This window comes from Bacillus sp. TH17, assembly GCF_016651125.1.
Lineage (GTDB): Bacteria > Bacillota > Bacilli > Bacillales > Bacillaceae_G > Bacillus_A > Bacillus_A mycoides.
This window is the reverse complement of the sequence record NZ_JAEKEN010000001.1, coordinates 4,791,210-4,814,924: the sequence shown is the minus strand read 5'-3', so window position 1 is coordinate 4,814,924 and position 23,715 is coordinate 4,791,210. Positions and strand designations below refer to the sequence as shown.

The 23,715-nt window shown below is 33.0% G+C and carries 17 protein-coding genes and 2 pseudogenes; 7 read left to right on the top strand and 12 right to left on the bottom strand.

Annotation, left to right across the window (positions count from 1 at the left end; all coding sequences use genetic code 11):
- Positions 1-20: 20 nt before the first annotated feature.
- The 3 genes from lrgB (at position 21) to msrB (ending at position 3,149) form a co-directional block, all read left to right on the top strand.
- Positions 21-713 (top strand): antiholin-like protein LrgB, encoded by a 693-nt coding sequence (lrgB, locus tag JFT95_RS24735; RefSeq protein WP_201053485.1) that lies wholly within the window; start codon positions 21-23, stop codon positions 711-713.
- A 334-nt stretch (positions 714-1,047) separates the two neighbouring features.
- Positions 1,048-2,082, top strand: a complete 1,035-nt coding sequence (locus JFT95_RS24730; protein WP_002016425.1) for an AI-2E family transporter — start codon at positions 1,048-1,050, stop codon at positions 2,080-2,082.
- 101 nt (positions 2,083-2,183) lie between these two features.
- Positions 2,184-3,149, top strand: coding sequence for a peptide-methionine (R)-S-oxide reductase MsrB (gene msrB / locus JFT95_RS24725; protein WP_201053484.1), 966 nt, complete (start codon positions 2,184-2,186; stop codon positions 3,147-3,149).
- A gap of 25 nt (positions 3,150-3,174) precedes the next feature.
- Here the strand turns inward: msrB and JFT95_RS24720 are convergent, their stop codons facing one another.
- Positions 3,175-6,291 (bottom strand): efflux RND transporter permease subunit, encoded by a 3,117-nt coding sequence (locus JFT95_RS24720; RefSeq protein ID WP_201053482.1) that lies wholly within the window; start codon positions 6,289-6,291, stop codon positions 3,175-3,177.
- Positions 6,292-6,590: 299 nt separating this feature from the next.
- On the opposite strand from JFT95_RS24720, the gene JFT95_RS24715 reads away from it, so the two are divergent.
- Positions 6,591-7,472: a TetR/AcrR family transcriptional regulator gene (locus tag JFT95_RS24715; RefSeq protein ID WP_002167294.1), complete on the top strand. Its 882-nt coding sequence runs from the start codon at positions 6,591-6,593 to the stop codon at positions 7,470-7,472.
- Positions 7,473-7,495: 23 nt separating this feature from the next.
- Here JFT95_RS24715 and JFT95_RS24710 read toward each other — a convergent pair whose 3' ends face one another.
- On the bottom strand, positions 7,496-9,049 hold the full coding sequence (locus JFT95_RS24710; RefSeq protein WP_002130147.1) for an ABC-F family ATP-binding cassette domain-containing protein: 1,554 nt from the start codon (positions 9,047-9,049) through the stop codon (positions 7,496-7,498).
- A 169-nt stretch (positions 9,050-9,218) separates the two neighbouring features.
- Here JFT95_RS24710 and JFT95_RS24705 point away from each other — a divergent pair, with 169 nt between their 5' ends.
- The gene (locus JFT95_RS24705; protein WP_002130146.1) at positions 9,219-9,791 is read left to right on the top strand and encodes a TetR/AcrR family transcriptional regulator; all 573 of its coding nucleotides are present in this window, start codon (positions 9,219-9,221) and stop codon (positions 9,789-9,791) included.
- Between the two features lie 58 nt (positions 9,792-9,849).
- The gene (locus JFT95_RS24700) at positions 9,850-10,794 is read left to right on the top strand and encodes an SDR family NAD(P)-dependent oxidoreductase (RefSeq protein ID WP_201053480.1); all 945 of its coding nucleotides are present in this window, start codon (positions 9,850-9,852) and stop codon (positions 10,792-10,794) included.
- Positions 10,795-10,835: 41 nt separating this feature from the next.
- Here JFT95_RS24700 and JFT95_RS24695 read toward each other — a convergent pair whose 3' ends face one another.
- From JFT95_RS24695 to JFT95_RS24665, 7 genes and pseudogenes are all read right to left on the bottom strand, one after another.
- The gene (locus tag JFT95_RS24695) at positions 10,836-11,774 is read right to left on the bottom strand and encodes a glycosyltransferase family 2 protein (RefSeq protein ID WP_201053478.1); all 939 of its coding nucleotides are present in this window, start codon (positions 11,772-11,774) and stop codon (positions 10,836-10,838) included.
- Between the two features lie 92 nt (positions 11,775-11,866).
- Positions 11,867-14,538: pseudogene (locus JFT95_RS24690) on the bottom strand (YfhO family protein).
- Positions 14,539-14,859: 321 nt separating this feature from the next.
- On the bottom strand, positions 14,860-16,281 hold the full coding sequence (locus tag JFT95_RS24685; protein ID WP_002034968.1) for a flippase: 1,422 nt from the start codon (positions 16,279-16,281) through the stop codon (positions 14,860-14,862).
- Between the two features lie 93 nt (positions 16,282-16,374).
- Positions 16,375-17,355 (bottom strand): glycosyltransferase family 2 protein, encoded by a 981-nt coding sequence (locus tag JFT95_RS24680; protein WP_002034967.1) that lies wholly within the window; start codon positions 17,353-17,355, stop codon positions 16,375-16,377.
- A 231-nt stretch (positions 17,356-17,586) separates the two neighbouring features.
- Positions 17,587-17,931 carry a DUF2304 domain-containing protein gene (locus JFT95_RS24675; RefSeq protein ID WP_002016417.1) on the bottom strand — a complete coding sequence of 115 codons (345 nt, stop codon included), beginning with the start codon at positions 17,929-17,931 and terminating at the stop codon, positions 17,587-17,589.
- 6 nt (positions 17,932-17,937) lie between these two features.
- Positions 17,938-18,666: a glycosyltransferase family 2 protein gene (locus tag JFT95_RS24670; RefSeq protein ID WP_000021472.1), complete on the bottom strand. Its 729-nt coding sequence runs from the start codon at positions 18,664-18,666 to the stop codon at positions 17,938-17,940.
- 218 nt (positions 18,667-18,884) lie between these two features.
- Positions 18,885-19,397, bottom strand: a complete 513-nt coding sequence (locus JFT95_RS24665) for an acyl-CoA thioesterase (protein WP_000412118.1) — start codon at positions 19,395-19,397, stop codon at positions 18,885-18,887.
- 366 nt (positions 19,398-19,763) lie between these two features.
- Here JFT95_RS24665 and JFT95_RS24660 point away from each other — a divergent pair, with 366 nt between their 5' ends.
- The gene (locus JFT95_RS24660; protein WP_201053475.1) at positions 19,764-21,077 is read left to right on the top strand and encodes an ArnT family glycosyltransferase; all 1,314 of its coding nucleotides are present in this window, start codon (positions 19,764-19,766) and stop codon (positions 21,075-21,077) included.
- Positions 21,078-21,168: 91 nt separating this feature from the next.
- Here JFT95_RS24660 and JFT95_RS30155 read toward each other — a convergent pair whose 3' ends face one another.
- The 3 genes and pseudogenes from JFT95_RS30155 to JFT95_RS24650 all read right to left on the bottom strand — a co-directional run bounded on the left by JFT95_RS30155 (position 21,169) and on the right by JFT95_RS24650 (position 23,221).
- A complete protein-coding gene (locus JFT95_RS30155) occupies positions 21,169-21,870 on the bottom strand; it encodes a methyl-accepting chemotaxis protein (protein ID WP_002184479.1) in 702 nt (233 codons plus the stop codon).
- Positions 21,871-21,969: 99 nt separating this feature from the next.
- A pseudogene (locus tag JFT95_RS30150) lies at positions 21,970-22,349 on the bottom strand (protoglobin family protein); the annotation flags it as partial.
- 239 nt (positions 22,350-22,588) lie between these two features.
- Positions 22,589-23,221, bottom strand: coding sequence for a trimeric intracellular cation channel family protein (locus JFT95_RS24650; RefSeq protein WP_002034964.1), 633 nt, complete (start codon positions 23,219-23,221; stop codon positions 22,589-22,591).
- Positions 23,222-23,715: the final 494 nt, after the last annotated feature.

Genomic DNA, 23,715 nt, shown 5'->3' with positions numbered 1-23,715 from the left:
ATTGTTAGGAGGGAATGAACATGGCAAGCACAATGACTCCATATTTCGGAATCGTCGTTTCATTAATCGCATACGGAATCGGAACATTATTATTTAAGCATTCAAAAGGATTCTTCTTATTCACACCATTATTCGTAGCGATGGTATTAGGGATTTTCTTTCTAAAAGTAGGTAACTTTACTTTTGAAGAATATAATACTGGCGGAAAAATGATTAGCTTCTTCTTAGAACCAGCAACAATCGCGTTTGCAATTCCATTATATAAACAAGTTGATAAGTTAAAAAAATATTGGTGGCAAATTTTATCGGCTATCGTGGTTGGATCTATTTGTTCAGTGGTTGTGGTGTTCATTGTCGCAAAAGTAATTGGTTTAAATACAGCTGTAATGAACTCAATGCTACCACAGGCAGCGACAACAGCAATTGCATTACCAATCTCTGAAAGTATCGGTGGTATTCCAGCAATTACATCATTTGCAGTTATTTTTAATGCTGTTATCGTATACGCATTAGGTGCGTTATTCTTAAAAACATTTAGAGTGAAACACCCGATTGCTAAAGGTTTAGCGCTTGGAACAGCAGGACATGCGTTAGGGGTTGCAGTAGGTATCGAAATGGGTGAAGTAGAAGCAGCTATGGCCAGTATCGCTGTGACAGTGGTTGGTGTCGTAACGGTGGTGGTTATTCCAATGTTCATGCCGTTTATTGGATGATAAAACTTACTAAAAAAAATATAAAAGCAAGTTATTTGTAGGACGGATTTCTACTGATAGCTTGCTTTTTATGTTACAGTAGTGGTAAGACCTATTGAAGGATAAAAGTTTCCTTAAATCTTCATTAATACTACGTATAATGCGTTCTGAAATAGGTCATTGTATTGTAAAATAAGAAGTAACATAATATATAGCACAATTAACGGGTGGTTAGGGTTGAATATAAATTGCTCGCAATGGCTTTAATATTAAAGGATAATTATAAGTAGAGAATAGAGAGAGATCTACTTGTTAACGTTTTACTTTATAGGACAGGAGAGAGTACTCGTCGATTATGCAAATAAAAAACCTGTTTCAAAGCAAAGGATTTCAGAGGTTAATCGTATTAGTATTACTTGCTCTCATATTGTATGGGATGCAAAGTATGTTAAATTTAATTTTAATTACGTTTATGTTAACGTATTTAATGGATCGATTCCAAAAGTTTATTTCTCGTAAATTAGATCATTTCATGCCAATTAATCGAAAAATTATTATAGCGCTTTTATATGTAATGTTAGTGGCAGGAATTGCCATTACGCTATTTAAATATTTACCGGTATTAACAATACAAATTTCACAATTGATTTATCAATTTAATGTATTTTTAAGAAATCCACCTGATAGTGAATTAATTAAGTATGCAGTTAATGCTGTTAATCATATGGAGCTTTCTAAATATGTGGGGCAAGGCGTAGACATTTTGTATAAATCTATTACGAATGTTGGGAAATTTGGCCTTCAAGTTTTACTTTCTGTAATTTTAAGCTTATTTTTCTTACTTGAAAAAGCACGTATCGTTGCTTTTACTTCAAAATTTAAAGAAAGCCGACTTGCAATTTTCTATAACGAAATAGAGTATTTCGGAAAGAAATTTGCACGTTCATTTGGAAAAGTAATCGAAGCACAATTTTTAATTGCAATTGTTAACTGTGTTTTATCTGTTATTGCATTATGGATATTAGGATTCCCGCAATTACTAGGTTTAGCGTTAATGATTTTCTTGCTTGGTTTAATTCCAGTGGCGGGTGTTATTATCTCGTTATTCCCACTCTGTATGATTGCTTACAATATTGGCGGTATTATGTATGTCGTTTATATTGTAGTTATCGTAACAGTAATTCATGCACTTGAGAGTTATGTATTAAATCCGAAGTTTATGTCTCAAAAAACAAACTTACCAATCTTCTACACATTTATGATATTAATTTTCTCTGAGCATTTCTTAGGTGTGTGGGGACTTATTATCGGTATTCCAATCTTCATTTTCTTATTAGATGTCTTAGATGTGACAAGTGATGAAATGGAGAAGGACGTTGGAAAAAAATAAAGTGAAGTAAAGAAAAAGCATCGATGTTCGATGCTTTTTCTTTTATAACATGACGTTCCTTATGCCATACTGTAAGGAGAAGATAGAATAGGGGTGAAATAATGGCTGTAAATGAAAAGATAGAGTTAGCTACGTTTGCCGGAGGGTGTTTCTGGTGTATGGTTTCGCCATTTGAAGAGATGGAAGGGATTATACAGGTTGTTTCAGGCTATACAGGTGGCCATAAAGAGGATCCAACGTATAAAGAAGTGTGCTCGGAAACAACTGGGCATTATGAAGCAGTACAAATTACATTTGATGCAAATAAAATGCCGTATGAAGAGTTGTTAAATATATATTGGAGACAAATTGACCCGACTGATATAGGGGGACAATTCCACGACCGTGGACAGTCTTATGAAACGGTGATTTTTTATCATAATGAAGAACAACATAAAAAGGCAGAGGCTTCAAAAGAAGAGCTCGAGAAAAGTGGGAATTTTCCGAAGCCAATTGCGACAAAAATATTGCCAGCTGCTACGTTTTATCCAGCTGAAGAATATCACCAAGGATATTATAAGAAGAATACATTTCGCTATGAGTTATATCGTAAAGGCTCAGGTCGAGATGCTTTTATTAAACAACATTGGCCAAAGAATAATGCTCATTTAAAAGAAAGATTAAACGAGATGCAGTTTTATGTAACACAGGAAAATGGGACAGAACCGCCTTTTCAAAATGAGTATTGGAATCATAAAGAAGAAGGGCTTTATGTAGATATTGTTTCGGGGGAACCATTATTTACTTCTTTCGATAAGTTCGATAGCGGCTGTGGATGGCCGAGTTTTACGAAACCAGTTATGTCAGCTAGTTTGAAAGAAAAAATGGATGTTAGCCATAATATGACGCGTACGGAAGTGAGAAGTAAAGAAGGAGATTCACATCTTGGGCATGTATTTCCAGACGGCCCAGGACAAAACGGCCTTCGTTATTGTATTAATTCGGCAGCGCTACGCTTTATTCAAAAAGAAGATTTAGAAAAAGAAGGATATGGTGATTTCCTAATCTTGTTTGGGAATAAAAAATAACCTCGCAGTCAGCGAGGTTATTTTTTTATTTTACTTTTTTCTTTTTAAATTTGCTTAATGCTTCATAAACGATTGGAACAATAAGAAGTGTTAATAACGTTGAACTTGTTAATCCACCAATTACTGTTACGCCAAGTCCTTTAGAAATTAAGCCGCTACCTTCAAATCCTAATGCAAGCGGGATAAGAGCCCCGATTGTTGCAATTGCAGTCATTAAGATAGGACGCAGGCGTGTTGTACCAGCTTCTAATAATGCTTCACGTGTTGATAGGCCGTCATTTTCTTTATGAATAACACGGTCAATGAGCACGATTGCGTTCGTTACAACGATACCAATTAGCATAAGAGCCCCAATCATCGCAGATACGCTTAACGTTTCGCCAGAGATTAATAAGGCAACGAGTGCACCAATGATTGTGAATGGTAGCGAGAATAAAATTGCGAATGGTGCAAGGGCACCGCCAAATGTAACAACAAGAACGAAGTATACAATGGCAATCGCAGCTAACATCGCTAAGCCAAGTTGTTTGAATGATTCTTGAATATCTTGTGTAACACCACCCATAGAAACATCTATACCAGAAGGAAGATCCATTTTATCTACTTCTTTTTGAACAGCGGCAGATGCTTTTGAAACGTCATCAGATGTTAGTTTTGCACTAACTTCCGCATAAACACGGCCATCACGATGTGTTACTGTGTTAGAAGTTTCACCTTCTTTTACAGTCATAACATCTTTAACAGCAACTTCATTACCAAGTGGTGTTGTAATTTTACGATTTGTTAAGTCATCGATCGTTTCATAGTTTTGTTTTTCAGTTTCTACATATACATTTATATCTTTATCATCTTTTTTAATTGTTGTAAGAACAGGGCGGTCATGTTGATTAGAAAGTCCCATTCCAATTTGAGCAGCAGTTAGCCCCATTTTACTTAACTTTTCTTGATCAGCGACTAAAGTATATTCTGCATATGTTTTTGCAACACTAGAGTCTATGTCTTTTAAATCTTTATTTTTCTTCATGATATTTTGAATGTCTTTCACGACAGGCTTAATTTCTTCAGAGCTATCTCCATAAACGTATAGCTTAATTTCGTTACTACCGCCACCTGCTCCAAAATCTTGGTTTTTCCATTCACCTTTTCCAGACATCTTTTGTAAATCTTTAACGACTTGTTCTTTCTCTTTTTCAAAGTTTTTCTTATCGTTATCATATTGAACGAAGAACATCGCTTGATTTGTTTGACCAGGGCTCATTGGGTTTTCGCCGCCTAATGAGAATTGAATCGTTTTGACGTCTTTTTTATCTTGGAAATGCTTTTCAGCTTTCGTTGCAATTTTTTCAACGTCGTCTAACGTTTGACCTGGCTCAGGTTTGTAAGTTGCGATAATCATTTTTTCTTCTTCAGATGGTAAGAAGCTGACACCGATGATTGGTACAAGTGCAAGGCTGCCTACTAATAGGAGGACTGTGATACTTGATGTAATAATTTTATGGTTTAACGCCCATTCAAGTATACGTTTATAGCCGTTTGCTAATTTGCTTGGTTTTTCCTCATGATGTACTTCTTTTTCTCTCATGCTTTCCTTCTTAAATAAGGAATGTGCTAGCATCGGTACAATTGTAACTGCCACAAGTAAGGAAGCAAGTAGGGCAAAAACAATTGTTAAAGCAAATGGTAAGAACATTTCACCAATCATACCCTTTACAAGCCCAAGAGGTAAGAATACAGCGATTGTTACAATTGTAGAAGACATAATCGGGATAAACATTTCTTTCGTAGCTTCACGAATTAAATCTTTCCCACGTAATTTCTCTTCTGATAAAGACATACGTCGGTAAATATTTTCAATAACAACAATTGAGTCATCAACAACGCGTCCAATAGCAACTGTCATTGCTCCAAGTGTCATAATGTTAAGGGTAATATCCATTTGTTTTATTACTAAAACTGCAATTAATAAAGAAAGTGGTATAGAAACGACAGAGATTAGTGTTGTTCGAATGTTTCGCAGGAACAACATAATAATAACAATCGCAAAGATAGCACCGAAAATAGCTTTGCTAAGCATTGTTTCGACTGATTTTTCAATAGGCGCACCTTGATCGAATGTTGAAATAATCTCTAAGTCTTTATATTTTTTCTCAAGGTCTTTTACTTTATCTTTAACTGCATTTACAACATCAACTGTATTCGCATCAGCAGCCTTCACAATTTGAATACCGATTGCTTCTTTTCCATTCGTTCGAGAAATGGATTCCGCTTTTCCAACTTCTTTAATATCAGCAATCTCTTCTAATGTAACCGTTGGTATGCCATTCATATTGGCCGGATTCATCTGTGGTGCTTGTGTTCCAGCACCAGTGTTTTGGCTACCTTGACCATTCGGTGATGAAGGGATAGCTGGAATTTTTAATTCTTTTAATGCTTTAATTGTTGTAATGTTACCATCGACAACAACTGATTTTTCCGTATCTTTAAATGTATATAAGCCAAGTGGTAACGATACGTCCGAACCTTTAACCATATTTTTTACAGTATCTTCACTTAAACCTAATTCTTTCATCTTATCTTTTTTGAAGACAAGCTGTACTTCGTCTACTTGTTGACCTGCGATTTGAACAGATGCGACACCATCAAGTCCTTTTAATCCAGGAACAACATTTTTTTCTACATTTTCTGTTAAGGCAGCTAAAGATTCATTTTTACTCGCTACGCTTAATGAAATAACAGGAAAGGCATTAAAGTTTACTCGTGAGACTTTCGGGTCTTTCACACCTTCTGGCAGTTTCACGTTTGCGAGCGATTCTTTAATTTCCGTTTCGGCTTTTTCCATATTTTTATCAAAATCATATTCTACCTGAATAGAAGATGCGTTTTGATAAGATGATGAACTAACAACGTTTACACCGCTTAAATTTTGGAGTTGCTCTTCCATTGGTTTTGAAATTTTATCAGCTACTTCTTCTGGTGTAGCACCAGGATAAACCGTGGTTACTGTTACAATCGGTGTTGTAATATCAGGAATTGTTTCCAGCTTCATATTGAGTCCAGAATAAATACCCGCAATAGTAACAATAATGGTTAGTAGCCAAACTGCGAACTTATTTTTTAACGTGAAATTGATGATTTTGTTCATGTTTGCGCTCCCTTTTTATTATATTGACCAATCGGTCAGTCTAATACATAATATAACTGACCGATTGGTCAGTCGTCAATGAAAAGAGATGGTATAATAAAATTAAACTGTAAGTAGTCGGTTTCCTATTCTTTTTCTGATCATTGGCTTTTACTAACCGGATTTTATAGATGGAAAGGCTTCTATATAAACCATTTACTCCATTAAATTTTAGATGGGGAGTTTTATTTTCAGTTAATGTGGAATAAAATCAAGTTTGAATTTACATAAGATGCGAGATTAAATTTAGGAGAGAGAATATGAAAGAAAAAGAGCGCTTAATTATAGAGATGGCTATGAGGTTATTTGCAACTAAGGGTGTAAATGCAACGTCAGTACAAGAAATCGTAACCGCATGTGGTATATCAAAAGGAGCTTTTTATTTATATTTCAAATCAAAAGACGAGTTATTATTGGCCACACTTCGATATTATTATGACAAGATTCAGAAGAAAATGCTGGATATTGAAAAAGAATCTTTATTACCACGTGAAAAATTTGAAAAACAATTATATTGTCAGTTTACTGATGTGCAAAAACATAAAGAATTTATTATTATGCATGCAAGAGAAAATGCAATTCCGTTTAATAAAGAAGTAGAAGAGTTTATGATGAGGATGAAATTAGAGTCTCATGCATTTTATCGGAATAGCTTACTGTTCATTTATGGTGAAAAGGTTATTCCATACTTGTTAGATCTAGTAATTATGGTGGAAGGGATATGCCGTGGGTATTTAGAATTAATTATTTTAAATGCACCAGAAATTGATTTGTCCTATGTCTCAGCTTTTATTTTAAAAAGGATAGACAATTTAGTAGAGGGGCTTCTAGAATCTTCGGAGGAACCTGTCCTACATGAAGAGAGACTAGGAGAATTTCTTTGTAGTTCCGAGCTTATTAAGGAACAGGTGAAGGAACATTTTCTAAGTGAAATTATTGTATTTAAACGAACATTAGCTGATCAATTAGAAAATGATGAGTTACTTGTAACTTTAGATGTTTTAGAAGCAGAAATGAGATTGCAAAATCCAAGAATTCCAGTCATTAGAGGTATGCTTGCTAATTTAGCGGTATATCCTAGTTTAAATGAGTTTCGATTGAGGCTTACGGCATACTATAATATAAAAAATCCTTGCATATAGAACGCAAGGATTTTCTATTATAATTAAGAATTATTTTGTGACCATTCTTCAACATTCCAAGTTTTTGTAATCCAGCCTTCATAAAATTCTGGTTCGTGACATACAAGAAGGATTGTCCCTTTATATGCCTTCAGAGCTTTTTGAAGTTCTTCCTTTGCTGTAACATCAAGATGGTTTGTTGGCTCATCAAATAGGATCCAGTTACTTTCTTCACCCATTAACTTACATAAACGAACTTTTGCTTGTTCGCCACCACTTAATTGATTTAGCGGGCGAGAGATATGCTCATTTTTTAATCCGCATTTCGCTAACATTGCACGAACTTGATGTTGGTCCATGCTAGGGAATGTGTTCCAAACGTCATCAATTGGTGTTATATTATCAGCTTTTACTTCTTGCTCGAAGTATGCAGGCTCTAAGAAGTCACCAAGACTTGTTTTACCGCTTAAAGGTTTAATTTTTCCTAAAATCGTTTTTAGTAATGTTGATTTACCAACACCATTACAACCAACGATGGCAATTTTTTCACCGCGTTCAATTGTCATTGTTAGTTTTGGTAATAACGGATGTGTATATCCGATTTCTACATCTTCACCTTCAAAGACGAAACGGCTACTTGCACGACACTCTTTAAATGAGAACTCTGGCTTAATTGCTGTTTCAGGACGATCAATACGCTCCATGCGATCAAGTTGTTTTTGACGACTTTTTGCACGACCTGTCGTTGAATAACGAGCTTTGTTCTTTGCAATAAAGTCTTCCTGCTTTTTAATAAACTCTTTCTGTTTTTCATAAGCATTTATATGTTGATTTTTATTAATTTCGGCTAACTCTAGGAATTTTTCGTATGTCGCTGTATAGCGCGTCATTTTTGTAAATTCTAGATGGAAAATAACATCAACGCATTTGTTCATAAATTCCGTATCATGAGAAATTAATAAGAATGCATGTGGATATTCTTTTAAATAATTAGTTAACCAATGAATATGTTCAACGTCTAAATAGTTAGTAGGCTCATCGAGTAATAACACTTCTGGTTGCTCAAGTAATAGCTTTGCAAGTAATACTTTTGTACGTTGTCCACCACTTAGTGCTGAAACATCACGATCTAAACCGATTGCATCAATCCCAAGACCTCTTGCTGCCTCTTCGATTTTCATATCTAGTAAATAGAAACCACCTGCTTCGAGAGCATCTTGGATTTCTGCCATCTGCTCAAGAAGGTCCTCTAATTCTTCCGGTGTTGCCGTTCCCATTTTTTCTGCAACTTCATTTAAAGCTTTTTCTTTTTCAAATAAAGGTAAAAACGCGTCAGCTAATACATCACGAATTGTGCGACCAGGTGTTAAAATTGTATGCTGGTCTAAGTAACTGTAATTTGTACCAGGTGTCCATTCTACACGGCCTTCATCATGGATAAGTTGACCAGTAATAATATTCATAAATGTTGATTTACCAACACCGTTTGCACCGACTAATCCGACATGTTCTCCTGCTAGTAAACGCATGGATACATCTTTAAATAATGTGCGATCGCCAAATGTATGGCCTAGTTTTTCTACTGTTAATAAGCTCATAGTATCCTCCGTCCAACTTGAAATAGTACCTTGAATCATGATACTAAATTATTGAGTATAATGCTATCCTTTCAAAATGTATCTTTTTGTAAGAAACTAATTGTATTTTTTTGGGGAAAGGTTATAATATTAATTGAACAGTGGTCAATTAAATTGTGAGGTATGAAAAATGTCGCCAAGAAGGGCAGTTAAACAAGAATTAACGAGAGAAATGATTATGAATGTAGCAAGAGACTTATTTATAAAATTAGGTTATCAGCATACTTCAATGCGTAAAATTGCAACAGAACTAGGATATAGCCATGGTGCCATCTATTATCATTTTAAAAATAAAGCAGAGCTTTTCTATGCGATGGTAGAGCAAGATTTTCAATTGCTAAATCAAAAATTAGATGAGATTAATGATCAAAATTTACCACAAGAGGAACAATTGAAAGCTGTTTTATTTGGTTTTATTGAATTTGGTTTGCAAAATCAAAGTCATTATGAAATCATGTTTTTAATTAGAGATGATGAGTTAAAAGAATGTTTAGCAGATGGCCCAAATGTTAGTTACGAAAAATTTGCTACTGTTGTATCTTCTTTGTGTAATGAGAAGGTAAATGTAATGACAATATGGTCTGTTTTTCTATCATTACATGGGTTTGTGGCACACTATTGTGGGAATGATCAAACATTTGAAGAAGTAAAAGGATTAGCTAAAGTACACGTGGAGTTTATTTCAAAATCACTTCTTATGTAAGTGATTTTCTTTTTAATATTAATTGAACAGCGGTTAATTAATTTAGGGGGGATATATAATGAAAAAAGCTTTAGTGCTAGGAGCATCTGGATCAATGGGGTATGCAATTGTAAAAGAATTATGTAGCAGAGGAATTCATGTAGTGGCCTTTGCGAGGAATAAAGAGAAATTAGAGATATTATTTTCTGGAGAAGAAAATGTGAAAGTTGTAGCGGGAGATGTATTTATGCAGGAGGATATAATGGAAGCCGCGAAAGGCGTTGATATTATATTTCATGCTGTAAACATTCCATATTCAGATTGGGAGAAGAAGCAACCAAAATTATTAAAAAATATATTAGAAGTAGCAATGTATTACGACAGTAAGTTAGGGATAGTTGATAATATTTATGCGTATGGGAGGCAAGGGGAAGAACTTGTAGTGGAAGAAGTTAAAAAGGCACCACATACGAAGAAAGGGAAAATTCGGTTACAGCTAGAAATGATGGCAAAACAGGCTCGTGTACAAATGTTTATTGCACATTTCCCTGATTTTTATGGTCCAAATGCAGAAAGTACACTTGTTCATCATACTTTAAATGGGGTACTTGCAAATAAGTTATCAAGCTTTGTTGGAGATAAAAAGATTGCTCGTGAATATATTTTCACACCAGACGGTGCAAAAGCAATGGTTGAATTAGCTTTACGTGATGAGGCCTATGGACAAAATTGGAACATACCGGGTTGTGGTGTCATTACAGGTGAAGAGATGATTCAACATATACAAGAATTAACGGGATATACAAAACCAGTAATGACAGTAAAAAAAGGTATGATAAATTTAATCGGACTATTTGATAAGCAGATGAAAGAATTTGTGGAAATGCTATATTTGACAGAAAATCCTGTTGTATTAAGCGGAGAGAAATATGAGAGGTATATTGGTGAGATACCTAAAACTTCTTATTATAGCGGGCTAAAAGAAACGATTATATCTATGCAAAAAAAGGTATGTAAATATTAGTATAAAAAAAGTTACTTCTTTAGGTAGAAGTAACTTTTTTATTATGCTTTTTGTTTGACTTCACTAACTTTCTTTTCAGCTACAATAAAATGTGGTCTACGTTTTGTTTCATAATAAATGCGACCGATGTATTCACCCATAACACCTAGGAAAATGAGTTGAATACCACCAATAAATAATATAGCGGAAATTAAAGTGAAGTATCCTGGGACTTCAACACCACCAACAATAATTTGAATAAATGTAGTAATTACGTATAAAATCCCTAAAATAGTTGTTAATAATCCAAGATATATAGATAGTCTTAATGGTTTATTATTGAATGAGATAACACCATCTATTCCGTAATTTAACAATTTAGAAAAAGTCCACTTACTTTCTCCATCAGAACGTAATACATTTTCATATCCAATAATTAGTTCATTAAATCCAATCCAGGAGAATAAACCTTTTGAGAAGCGATTGTATTCGCTTAAAGATAATAGAGAATCAACAGCTCTTCTACTTAAAAGTCTAAAATCTCCAATGCCGTCTACTAGTTCAATATCTACAAACTTATTCATCACTTTATAGTATAGACGAGAAGCGAAAGAGCGAACGGGTGAATCACCTGTTCTTGTTCTTTTTGCAATAACTTGGTCGTAACCTTCGTTATATCCTTCTAACATTTCTTTTATTAGTGTAGGAGGATGTTGCAAATCGGCGTCCATAATAACAACTGCATCACCTGTAGCGTATTTTAAACCAGCTAACATAGCGGCTTCTTTGCCGAAATTCCGACTAAATGATATATAATGAACAGCTGCATCTGAATTTGCCAAATCACGTAGAATATTTAATGTATCATCTTTACTACCATCATTTACAAAAACAAATTCATAATCGGTAGTTAATTTATGAATTTCTAGAGAAGTCTCTGAATAAAAGGCTCGAAGCATCTTTTCTTCATTGTAGCATGGTACGACTATTGAAAGAGTCATTTTTGACCCTCCTTGTTTATAATGGTTAAAACGTTATTTAATATTTTTTATGAAGCTATCCGCTTTGGATAGCTTCATGATTTATTGAGTGCTCATTGCTGCTTTTTAAAAGGCAATTTTCGGCGTCCTTTTTGATTTGTAAAAACTAGTAAGGCTACACAAATAATTAGTGAAATAATTGATATAATCATACCTAATTTAAAGTAAGGTGTAACATAAGTCATTTCGATTACATGTGCTCCTTTTGTAATTGGTACGCCAATAAAGGCAGAATTTGCTTTCGTGAATTCTGTTTCTTTTCCATCAACTTTTATAGTCCAACCTTTACTATATGGAACAGATAAATATAGTAATCCATCTTTTTTGAGTTGATTTCACCTTTTAAATAGTTGTTTTTATAATAAATATTTTGAAGTCTATTTTCAGTTAGTTTTTTTGTTTCTTTTTGTACACCTTCGTAATTTACGATATTTGCTTGTAAGTCTTCAAGTTCGTATTCACCTGGCGCATCAATAGAAATAGTTAGTTGGTCTGGGCGATCGTCTTTACCTAAATTATAAACAAATCTTTCTAAAGGATATGAGTATGCACCAGTGTCTTCACCTTTCCCCATATCTTTCCCGTTAACCACTGCATGGAATGAACCTTTATTTTTTATCTTTAATTCTACAATTAAATCTCCAGGAGTATTAGGATAATTTATAGGTACAATCATATTTCCATTGCCGTGGACAATGAGTTTATTATTCTCTTTTTCCATATTTTCTAGTTGTACTTTTTCCATATTGATAGATACCGCTTTTGAATTAAGGTTCTTTTTATCAAAATGAGTTAATGAAAAGTCTTTTCCATTATTAACGACTACAGCATGTAATAATAATTGGTCACGCTGAGCGAAGTTTAATTTAGAAAATTCTTCTTCACTTATACCAGAATCATATACATACCCTAACGGTAAAGCATAGTCATTTTTGTAAATATTATATGGTCCTACTTGTTTTAATAGTTTATATCCATATGGGATATTTTTTTGATCTGTATCAGCGCTTAGTACACGATATTTTACACCTAACATATTTTCAAGTAGTAGTCGACTATCAACTTGGAAGAACATCGAAGGAGTGTCGAACCCTTGGAATACGTTGTATTTATTTTTCATAAAGTCATGAACATAATAATTAATCAAGCTTTGGTACGTACTTGTACCATGATAACCTTGTAACATTGGTGTGTTATGGGCGCTACCTGGGTTAAGAATACGATAAAAGTCCTTATCATATTCTTGTATATAACGAATGGCAGCAATCTCATCTTTGTTATCATAGCCAGATACATGTAAAGCTTCTTTTGTAGCATTGCTTTGTCCGAAAGCGGTACTAAGTATATTATTAGCATACATGTAATTCATGGAAATTGTACTAACGAGTACGTTCACTACAACTAAAAATTGTATGAAAGGTTTAGAAAGATAACGCCATAAACATACTGTAATGAGAGAAAGAACGATAGTTCCGATTAAAATATTGTCAACTACCTGTAAAGGTTTATCACTTACATTTATATTTACTTTTCTATAAAATGCATAAATGAATAATCCTATTGATACTAATGAACTCATTATATAAGGTAATTTATGTTCTTTCTTATGAACAATCATCCAATCTAAGATGTATGCTATAGTTTGAGCAATTACAAATACAAATAAATAAAGCCATCTATATTGCATTGCTGAGAAACCATTAAATACAGAGTATGTATACGGAAGCATAAACAGAATGAACATGAAAAATGTAAAGAATACTTTATTTTTAACAAGTTTATCACGTATAAACATTCCAAATATGATTAGGAATAAAATTAAAGCTGGTAAAGCTAATTGATGATTTTCAGCATCATATACGAAGAAGATAGTTTCCATTAGATCTTTATAAAATGTATCTTCAAAGAATAAAGGTATATCAAATTTCTTCGTTAACCGATCCGCACTAAATACCGCATTGACTGATGGAATAAAGCAAACTGCAGCCAAGCCAAGTGATAGACCGTATAATAATCCAATTTTAATATAATAGGTTAGAAAAGAGACGATTGTTTTATTTTGCTGTGTGGCAAAGTATTGGAAAAATGCGTAAATGAAAATGAAAATACTTGTGATAAAAGCAAAATAAAAGTTCGATGCTAACATTAAAGTAGCAGCTACTAAGAAAAGTCCACGTTTCTTTTCTATAATATATTTATCAAGTCCCCATATTACTAATGGTAAAAATACGATGGCATCAGCCATGAAATCCCAAAGTAATGAATGGCGCATAAAAGTAATACATCCACCATACATAATAGCAGCAATAAAAGATGAGAAGATTGTTTTATTATGATAACGTAAAGAACCATACATGAATAACATAGCTAAAAAGTTTTTTAAAATACTCATGTATAATTTCATATCATAGATTTGTTCAATATTTAATTTAGGAAGTAACAGCGTAATCCAGAAGAACGGCGCTGTACTGTAATAATAACTAAACTCTCCAAATAAATCTCCACCTAATCCATAATCAAAAGACCAAAAAAGATTACCATCTTTAAAGGCATGTTGCAGGAGAAATGTAAAGAAACCAAATTGGCTTAATGCATCACCTGTACCAGAAAAGATTTGATTAGATGTTAAAAAGAAATAATGAAAAGCAAAAGCACACAATAATAATATCGGAATAATCATTATAGTTTTCTTTGAGAAAATCTTATTGTTCGGCTTTATGCTCATAAAAATTTATAATCCTCCTTCGAAAGTTGTTACATATAAAAACACACCAATTATGAAGGTGTGTTTTTTAGTTTTAGCATAAAAAATATATATTTTTGTTGTATCATATATATTTTACAAGCATTGAGTTTCATAGTTTACTTGTAATTTAGTATAAAGCATTCTCAGAAAGTAAGTCAATTTGACATGGAATATATAGCATTTTTAACCACTGAAAATTCGAGAATAATGAAGTGCAGTCTTCAGAATTTATGTTCTGTAAATGATGGTATATAAAAAGCCAAAAGCTTTTCCATTCTTAATAGGAAAAGCTTTTGGCTTTTAAGCGTTTTTACGAACTAATTTTTTATTTACAAATCCTAAAATCAACCCGCGTATTTGTGGATCAATTGCAAGGCCAATAATACCGTACAATATACCAGTAAGTGTTAGAGCTACCAGTGGTGGTAAGTTAATTAATACTGTGCGGTATAGGGCGTAACTGATTATAAATGCTAGTGTATTAAATACAATCCCTTTGAATAGTAATGTAAATCCTTTACGAACGAATAAAGTAAATCCGATTAATAAAGTAACCTCAGTAATGATAGCAGCGACCGCAGCTCCCATCATTCCAAATTGGCTGCCTAATACGATGTAACTTACGATAGCGACAGCTAATCCAATTCCCATCGTTGTCGCACGCTTCCACTGTTGACCAATAGTTGTTAAATTATCAGCAAGTGGATAGTTGATAGATTGTAAAATAACCATAAAGGCTAAAATTGCAAGAGCATCACCGGCTGGTGCATATTGTTCACCTAATAAAGTAACAATCCAAAAACTTGGATCGGCGATAAATGGGATGGAAATTCCCATTCCTAAGAAAGACATAAGTTTTAATTCGAACTGAGATAGTTTTCTATGTTCATCAATATTCTTTTCATTTCCAAAAGCAAATAACTTTGGATAAAAGGCTGCTGCAATTACGCCCGGTATTTGATAAAGTACAGCAGGTATTTTCGATGCAGCGCCAAAGAATCCAACTTGCTCATATGTTGAGACTTTTTCTAATATAATAGGCCCTAACTGTGGTAAGAGCATAATGATAATGCCATTGATTGTGAAAATGAGCAATTGATCTAAAATGCCTTTATCCCAGCCCTTATGAACTGTTGTATGGCGAATTACCATTATAAAGGCGATAAGTCCTGTTACAAGACTAGATATCCCGTACATGGCAGCAACCATCATAAGTGACCATTTAAAGGACATTCCTAGTAGAAGAGCAGCTGCGGCTGTTACACCTTGTATTACAGAAATAATCGCTGTAAATTGCATGCGTTCTGTTACTTGGAAGTAAGCCATCCCAACACCTTGTAAAGTGGCTCCAAACATTGTCGGCAGTACAACCCAATATACCATCGCACGTAAGTAAGCATCGGGATAGAAGAACTGAGCGAAAATAGCGAAGAGCACAGAAATTACGATAGCTAATACTAAACGAATACGTAAATAACTACTAATTAGTACGCTAATGTTAGCGTTGCTTCTCGTTCCTTCACGCATAAACGTATGTGTCAAACCTGCATCTGTAAAATAACAAATAACAGCGGAAACTGCTAATGCAGTTGTAAACATCCCATAATCCTTTGGTGAAACATATCTTGCAAAGAAAATCGTCGCAATAGCAAGTACAAATCGAACAGTAATATTTCCTACAAATAGGTAGGAGGCGTTTTTAAGGATTTTATTTGTTTTCATGGAACAAGACCTTTCTATTTTTCAGGACGCACTTCGTCCTATTTGTAAATTTGATTTGTTTATGGAAAGTATGTTTAAAAGCGTATTCTTTATTTAAGAAAATATAAACTTTATTCGTACAAACCAAAGCATCGCGTATAGCTTTTTGCTTCGTTTTCCATTTTTTGAATAAATTTTGCGACAATATTTATTTATATCGCCCTTGATTAATTGAACTTGTGATTTATCTAACTTAGAGCTTCCTTTAATGTATATACAAGCATTGTTAATGACTGTATATGGGAATAGATAAGTTTCAAGGATTTCAATAAGTTCTGTAGAATCATTCACGATTAAGTCTTTTGATTTATTATGAACCCAATCTTTCATTCGATTAAACACTTCTAATTCTTTTGCTGTTTTTAATTCATAATCTTTATACTTTGAAGAAAGATTTCCTTCTGATAAGATTCGATAATATGTTAAATATTCATCTACATAGCATACATTTGTAACGCTCATTAATTTAAATAGAAATTCTAAGTCTTCTCCCCAGCTACATCCTGGTGTGAAACGAATATTATGATCCATCACGATAGATCTTTTGAAAATCCAAGTGCTCGTCTGAGCAACAACTTGATGCGTTAAGAAAGCTTTTGTCATATCACCTTTAATAAAGTTTGTCGTGTGCTCAATTTTTTCACCAGTCTCTTCGTAAAAGTTCATATAGCCACAATAACAAGCGTTCATGTTGTTTTTATGCATGCTTTCAACTTGTTTTTCGATTTTTGTTGGATTCCATAAATCATCACTATCAAGAAAAGCAACATATTCTCCGCTAGCATTTTCAATTCCTGTATTACGAGCAACAGAAACACCTTGATTTTCTTGAGGGACGTATTTTATTTGTCCTGGGTACTTTTGTACAAGATTTTTTACGATAGAAGGTGATTGATCTTTGCTTCCATCATCTACAATTACAATTTCAATGTTTTTATATGTTTGATCTAGTATTGATTGCATCGTTTCTTCAATATATTTTTCCGTATTATACAGAGGTATGACAACGGAAACGAGTTGTTTTTGTTCCATCATAGAGTTTTTATCTCCTCAAATTTTTTATGTTTTGTACCATATATACAAGCCTTTTGAAAGGAAGAAGACTACAAGAACATCTGTATAAGTTTAACGCATATAAACTTTGTAAATCAACTTTCTATTGTGGTATCTCTTATAATTAGAAAGAAATAATTTGAAATGATAAAAGCTCCTGAATTTTTCAAGCAAAATTCAGGAGCTTTTATATATTATTATTTAGTTAGGAAGTTATTCTTTATCTGTTATCTTTAATTTTTGTTTTAATAATGCATAATCTTGCGTTAATGTTACAAGTTGATGGTGTAATTTGGAGATTTTTCTCGTCAGGTCAAAAATTAAGATAAAACAGAATAATAGTCCGAATAAGAATAAAATGGACGGAGGATATTCTACTTTTAATAGTTTTCCAATCCAATTTATAATTTTATCCGTAGAACTTAAAATAGCCATTGCAACACAAACGAAAATCCATAAAATAGCATATTTTGTTTCTAAAGTCCCACGACGAATGGAATTAATAATTAAGAAGAATAGTAATAAAATAAAGATAAATGAAAAGGTAATTATATGCATTTATTATCAACCTTTCACGATTTTTTGCATCAATATAGCAAGACTTACCTTCACCATGTAATATGCAGATTTAAGGGGAGTGATGGAAGATTGTCCACCTTGTCGCTCTTGCATATTTACAGATATTTCATTAATGCGGAGTTTTTTCTTTTTTAAATGAATAAGGACTTCTGGCTCCGGATAATCTTTTGGATAATTGTGTGCAAAAATCTTAATTACTTCTCGATTGATAGCACGATACCCAGAAGTTGGATCCATAAATGTTTGTTTTGTTAGTACTTTCAATAGAGCGGTAAAATAAAAAATACCGATTCTTCGGGAAATACTACCTTTATATGCTGTTTTTTCTGTAAAACGTGAACCAAGCACCATATCGCATTGATCCTCGGCAATAGGCTGTATGATTTTGTATAAATCATCAGGATTATGTTGTCCATCAGCATCGAACTGAATCGCAATATCATATCCGTTCTCATAAGCGTATTTATATCCAGTTTGTACAGCTGAACCGATACCTAGATTATATGGTAAATTAACAAGATGAACAGGGAAATCTTTTACGATTTGAGCTGTTTTATCTTTTGATCCATCATTAATAACGCAAATGCTTAATGCTGTAAAATGCTGTTTTAGTTCTAATAATCTTGTTAATGTATCTGCAATTGCTTCTTCCTCGTTATACGCTGGAATAATAATTAACGTTTTTGGTATTGAAATTGGTACCTCAATAGACATTACCGCACCATCCCTTATATACTTAATCATATTATGGTTATTTTTAAACGAACATTATTTAATATACCATTAATAGTATAACAAAATAAAGGAAAAGCTGATGGGTGATTTTAGGGAACAGGCATAGAATAAAAATGCTAAGGCGTAACACTTTATTATAATAAAAAATACATGCAAGGAAGAAAAAACCTGTGCATGTATAAGATAAAATCCTAATGTTACATATTCCAAGGCTTACTTAAAGTTAACACTTCAGCCATTTCTTTACTTTTTAAACGTCCTTTTTTTCTATTTTCGGCACGCTCTGAACCAGTTGTATGTAGCCAATGTTCTTCCTCTGTTTCAGGAATTACTTGTGGTACAGATGAAGGTTTTCCGTCTTTTAATGCGACAAATGTAATGAAACACGTTGCGGCCATTCTACGCTCGCCTGCTAGTAGATCCTCTGCAATTACTTTTACGAAAACTTCCATTGAAGATTTTCCTGTATAACATACGAATGCTTCATAACAAACAGAATCTGCTTGGTGAATTGGAGTTAAAAAATCAACGGAATCGATAGATGCTGTTACGCAATGTTTGCGGCTGTGTCTCGCAGCTGCAATTGAAGCTATACTATCAATTTCTGCTAATAATTTCCCCCCGAAAAGTGTTTGGTGATTATTTAAATCGTTAGGAAAAACACGTGTTGTTTTAATTGCTTTTGATTCTCGCATGAATTTCTTTTCCATATATTCATCCCCTATTTTCTGTTTTCAATCAGAGTGACATGTGTAAGTGGAGTACCCATATTAGATATTTAATGAAGTAAAGTGTTCCAAAAGAGGATTATCCCACTATTTGCGGGCTAATAGTCAGTGGGGGATGAACAAAACCCCCGTGGATTAAAGTTTCACTTTATTGAAATTTCTGTATTTGTATTCATGTAACTGAAAGAAAATTTATCATATATAAAATGTAGTGTAAAAGAGGATTCGCTTACATTGCAAGTGAAAAAGTAATGACTATGTATTTGTCATAGAAATTCCCTATTAACCTTGTGCTTATTCATGATAGAATCGTTTTGTTATGAATGGAAGTAGAGGTGCAATGGACATATGAATCATATAAGAACAAATTTTTCGTCTTTCTTCAGTAAAATAATGATTGGTGCGATGCTCGCATTTTTTGTCTATAGTTGTTGGTCGGCTTTTGAAACAAGTAAGCAATTTTTTGGAGGAAGCACAACAAGTATAACAATTGTATTAGTGATTTTTGTTATTCTTATTTTGTTAGTAGCATCAATTTTGCAATATCGTTTTACAGATAAACAATTTCTTGTTTTTCTTATAAGCATATCTATAGTTGTAAGACTTATCACAGTTCTATTTGTAGATGTTCCAATGATAGGTGATATGAAGGCTATGTATGAGTCTGCAAAGCAGATTGCAATTGGCAATAATATAGAAAATATAGCACAGTTACCTTTTATTATTTATGAATCGATCATCATTCGTATATTTGGTGATACGGTATTCGCTTTACAATTATTTAATATTTTATTTTGTACAGGAACTGCATTTTTCATTTATCGCATTGCGTCAATGGTCTTTGGAGAAGAGTGTGGTCGTATTGCATCAATGTTTTACGCTTTATATATTCCAAATATATTTATGAGTTCTGTATTAACGGCGGAATCACTCGCAATATTTTTATTTTATTGTGCTTGTTACATATTTTTATATAAGGGATTAGACCATCCTTATATGTGGGTAATTTCAGCCATTTTATTTGCGCTTAGCAATATGATTTCCCCAATGGGGTTATTTTTACCTATTTTTATAGTTGTATATGTGCTGTTAATTGAATTATTTCAATCAGCAACGAAACAAAAATTACTATTAAAAATGATGGGAATACTTATTCTGTTTTATAGTACTCATTTTGGTGTGAGCTATGGTATCAAGATGATGGGAATGTCACAGTATACGATTTCTAATCAGACTTATGTTCAATCTGTTTTAATTGGAAAAAGTCAAAATGAAGAAAAAACATCCAAAAATAAAAGTGTAAAAGAGCACATTGATCAAGAGTTAAAAGAAATGGAAGTAGAAAGATTTAAACTGTTAAAACCAGTTATTAACCAGCTTTCAGACGAGGGAATAAATTCTATTATTTTTAAATGTGAAAAGCTTATATATATAGTGGTGACATTATTTATGGCCATAGCTTTATTACATTTTCTAATTAAGAAAAAGCAAAATGAAGGATATATGTTGTTTGTATTATTAATTACCGGATACGTGTCGTTAAGGCTCTTCCGAGTAGATATGGTATATTATAATATTATTATGCCAGCTTTGTTTATTTTACAAAGCTTTGGTGTTTATATGAGTTGTTTTTATTGCCAAAAAATATTTTTCAGAAAATAAAAGAATCCATTTTGGATTCTTTTTTTGTAGATGGATGATAAGGATGAATGCAAAGCGGAGATGACGAATCTCCACTTTGTATCGATTTGTCTTATCGGTTTAGTTCTAGTTGTAAATTATCCGCTGTTAAGGCCATTGTTGAGGAATCGTCTTGAATACTCTTCATTACTTGTGAGATAGTCTCTAATTCATTTTCAATTTTTTTATTTTGTTCTTTAGAGTTAGACATATCTTTTACGATTTCTTGGAAATATTGATCTGTCGCATGCATACTATCTGTCCCTTCAGATACGAGAGAGCTTATTTGTTCCACGGAAGAAGAGACGTGTATAATTTGTTCATTAGTTTTTTCAACGAGTTTTGTAACGTTGGAAATTGATTCTTTCGTTTGCTCTGATAACTTTCGGATTTCTCCCGCTACGACTGAAAAACCTTTACCAAATTCGCCAGCACGTGCAGATTCAATAGCAGCATTTAATGCTAGTAAATTTGTTTGCTCGGCGATTGATTTTACAATATCAATGATTTCGTTAATTTTGTTAGAAATATCAAGAAGTTCATGAGTATCAGTAATGATAGTTTCCATATTCGTTTGGATGCTTTCCATTCGTTTGTTTTGCAGATTTAATTGTTCTTTTCCTTTATTGGCCTTTTCTTCTGATGTCGTAGCTAATGATGTACCTGTTTTTGCAATTCCTACGATACTTTCTGATTTAGATGTTAACTGTTGAATAGAAGAGCTTGTTTTTTCAGATACTGCCGCTAGTTCTGTTGCAATATGTGTAATCGTCATAGTTGTCAGTTCTTTTTCTTTTTCATGTTCTTTTTGGATTCTTTCATATTCGGATTCATAAGCTGCAATAACAAGTTCTTGTTCTAATGTGAATAATTTATTTATTACGTTTATAGAATAAGAAAAATCGTCTATCGTTGAAATTTTCGTTTGCAAAATCTTTATGACGGAGCGGAATAATTCTTGATAAGCAGCAGTATACCATTTTCTATGTAAACCAATTTGTACGTGCCTTTTTGCAATTTTAACACGTTGTTCAATAAAATCTTCATTCATATTCCCGCTGAACAATTCTTTAATATGTGTCTTTAAAGTTTTTTTAATTTGGGAATAGAGCTGTAGCGTTCAATAACAGCAATTAAATTAGGTTGTTTTGTGATGTTGGTGTAGAATTTTTCTGTTATCCAATCTATTTCCTCATAAATAAATGGCTGTAATACTTTAACAATTTGTAAATCTTCCTTTGAAATATGTAGCATATCCATTTGAGTTTTTAGTTCAGAATTAGCAGGCACGTTAAATATGATTTGTTGGCCTTTGCTTAATTCAATTATACTGGTGTTTGTTTTATTTTTTTAAAAACCCCAAGCATCATTCTTCCCCCTGTTTATAAAACGTTTTCATTTTTTGTTCTAATGTAATTATATATTTTTATATACAATTACTCTATAGTATATGGAATTGTATATAAATTAAGAGAATTCTATGTAGAATTCTCTTAATGGCCTTTATTAATTTTTGCATGTGTTTTAAAGAAAACTGGGAAATGTACATTATATATTACGGTGACTACACGAATAACGAATGTTACTAATAAACAGACATAGAAAGCTAATATGTGTGCCCCCATTGCATGTGTAATTAAGAAACTAACTGCTCCTAGAATAGAAGCAATTGCATATATCTCTTTTCGGAATACATACGGGATATCTTGAGCGCAAATGTCACGTAAAATACCGCCCCCAATACCTGTAATAACTCCCATTGAAACGACTAAAAACGAGGCGTCAACGTGATGTGACATTGCTGCATTTGCACCAATAGCTGTAAATACCCCTAAACCAACAGCATCAGAAAGCATAATAACGACTTGAAGTTTATTAATGCGCTCAAAAAACATACATGTGAATAATGCTGATAGTACACTTACGAAAAAGTAAATGGGTTTTACAAATGCGACAGGAGGCAGGTTACCAATCATAATATCACGAATAATACCGCCGCCGAGCGCAGTAGCTACAGCTAAACAAAGGACACCAAATAAATCTAGATCTTTTTTTAAACCAACTAATGTACCAGAAATGGCAGCGGCGATAATGCCAAGAAACGTAAATATATCGATTAATAACATGGCTTTAATTCCTTCCTCTTAAAGATGTTCCAGAGAAAAAATATACACTAAAGTTTTGGAAATAACAATTACTTTTCGCTACATGTAGAAAAATGGATGAAATAGCTAAAGAAAGCGTTTGAAAATGCTTGATAAGTAGCAATAAAGTAAAGCGAAAAAGTGTGGAAAGATTAATAGTATAGTTTTTTGATGTAGCTTAGTTGGAGGGATAGTACAATAAGATAAGTCCGATTTGTACATTTTTATAAAATGATAAAAAAATATTTCTATACGGTCGAAAGTAAGTGCATATGTGTTAGATAGTTTTTATAGGGATAGGGAAGGATAGCTAAAGGACAATGTTTTCGGTTACTAATAATGCTGGACTTGACTAGTTTCGGCATGAAAAATAGTTCTCAATTTAAATATGAGTTATGTTATAATTGCTAGGTGTGTTTAAACAGTAGAAAACTATGATTAAAAGATAATGTGAAGATTTTGTATGGAGGTCTTGG

Excerpts from the sequence above, each read along its gene's own strand:
- lrgB (WP_201053485.1), top strand. The coding sequence starts at position 21 with ATGGCAAGCACAATGACTCCATATTTCGGAATCGTCGTTTCATTAATC.
- JFT95_RS24730 (WP_002016425.1), top strand. The coding sequence starts at position 1,048 with ATGCAAATAAAAAACCTGTTTCAAAGCAAAGGATTTCAGAGGTTAATC.
- msrB (WP_201053484.1), top strand. The coding sequence starts at position 2,184 with ATGGCTGTAAATGAAAAGATAGAGTTAGCTACGTTTGCCGGAGGGTGT.
- JFT95_RS24720 (WP_201053482.1), bottom strand. The coding sequence starts at position 6,291 with ATGAACAAAATCATCAATTTCACGTTAAAAAATAAGTTCGCAGTTTGG.
- JFT95_RS24715 (WP_002167294.1), top strand. The coding sequence starts at position 6,591 with ATGAAAGAAAAAGAGCGCTTAATTATAGAGATGGCTATGAGGTTATTT.
- JFT95_RS24710 (WP_002130147.1), bottom strand. The coding sequence starts at position 9,049 with ATGAGCTTATTAACAGTAGAAAAACTAGGCCATACATTTGGCGATCGC.
- JFT95_RS24705 (WP_002130146.1), top strand. The coding sequence starts at position 9,219 with ATGTCGCCAAGAAGGGCAGTTAAACAAGAATTAACGAGAGAAATGATT.
- JFT95_RS24700 (WP_201053480.1), top strand. The coding sequence starts at position 9,850 with ATGAAAAAAGCTTTAGTGCTAGGAGCATCTGGATCAATGGGGTATGCA.
- JFT95_RS24695 (WP_201053478.1), bottom strand. The coding sequence starts at position 11,774 with ATGACTCTTTCAATAGTCGTACCATGCTACAATGAAGAAAAGATGCTT.
- JFT95_RS24685 (WP_002034968.1), bottom strand. The coding sequence starts at position 16,281 with ATGAAAACAAATAAAATCCTTAAAAACGCCTCCTACCTATTTGTAGGA.
- JFT95_RS24680 (WP_002034967.1), bottom strand. The coding sequence starts at position 17,355 with ATGATGGAACAAAAACAACTCGTTTCCGTTGTCATACCTCTGTATAAT.
- JFT95_RS24675 (WP_002016417.1), bottom strand. The coding sequence starts at position 17,931 with ATGCATATAATTACCTTTTCATTTATCTTTATTTTATTACTATTCTTC.
- JFT95_RS24670 (WP_000021472.1), bottom strand. The coding sequence starts at position 18,666 with ATGTCTATTGAGGTACCAATTTCAATACCAAAAACGTTAATTATTATT.
- JFT95_RS24665 (WP_000412118.1), bottom strand. The coding sequence starts at position 19,397 with ATGGAAAAGAAATTCATGCGAGAATCAAAAGCAATTAAAACAACACGT.
- JFT95_RS24660 (WP_201053475.1), top strand. The coding sequence starts at position 19,764 with ATGAATCATATAAGAACAAATTTTTCGTCTTTCTTCAGTAAAATAATG.
- JFT95_RS30155 (WP_002184479.1), bottom strand. The coding sequence starts at position 21,870 with ATGACGATTACACATATTGCAACAGAACTAGCGGCAGTATCTGAAAAA.
- JFT95_RS24650 (WP_002034964.1), bottom strand. The coding sequence starts at position 23,221 with ATGTTATTAATCGATATATTTACGTTTCTTGGCATTATCGCCGCTGCC.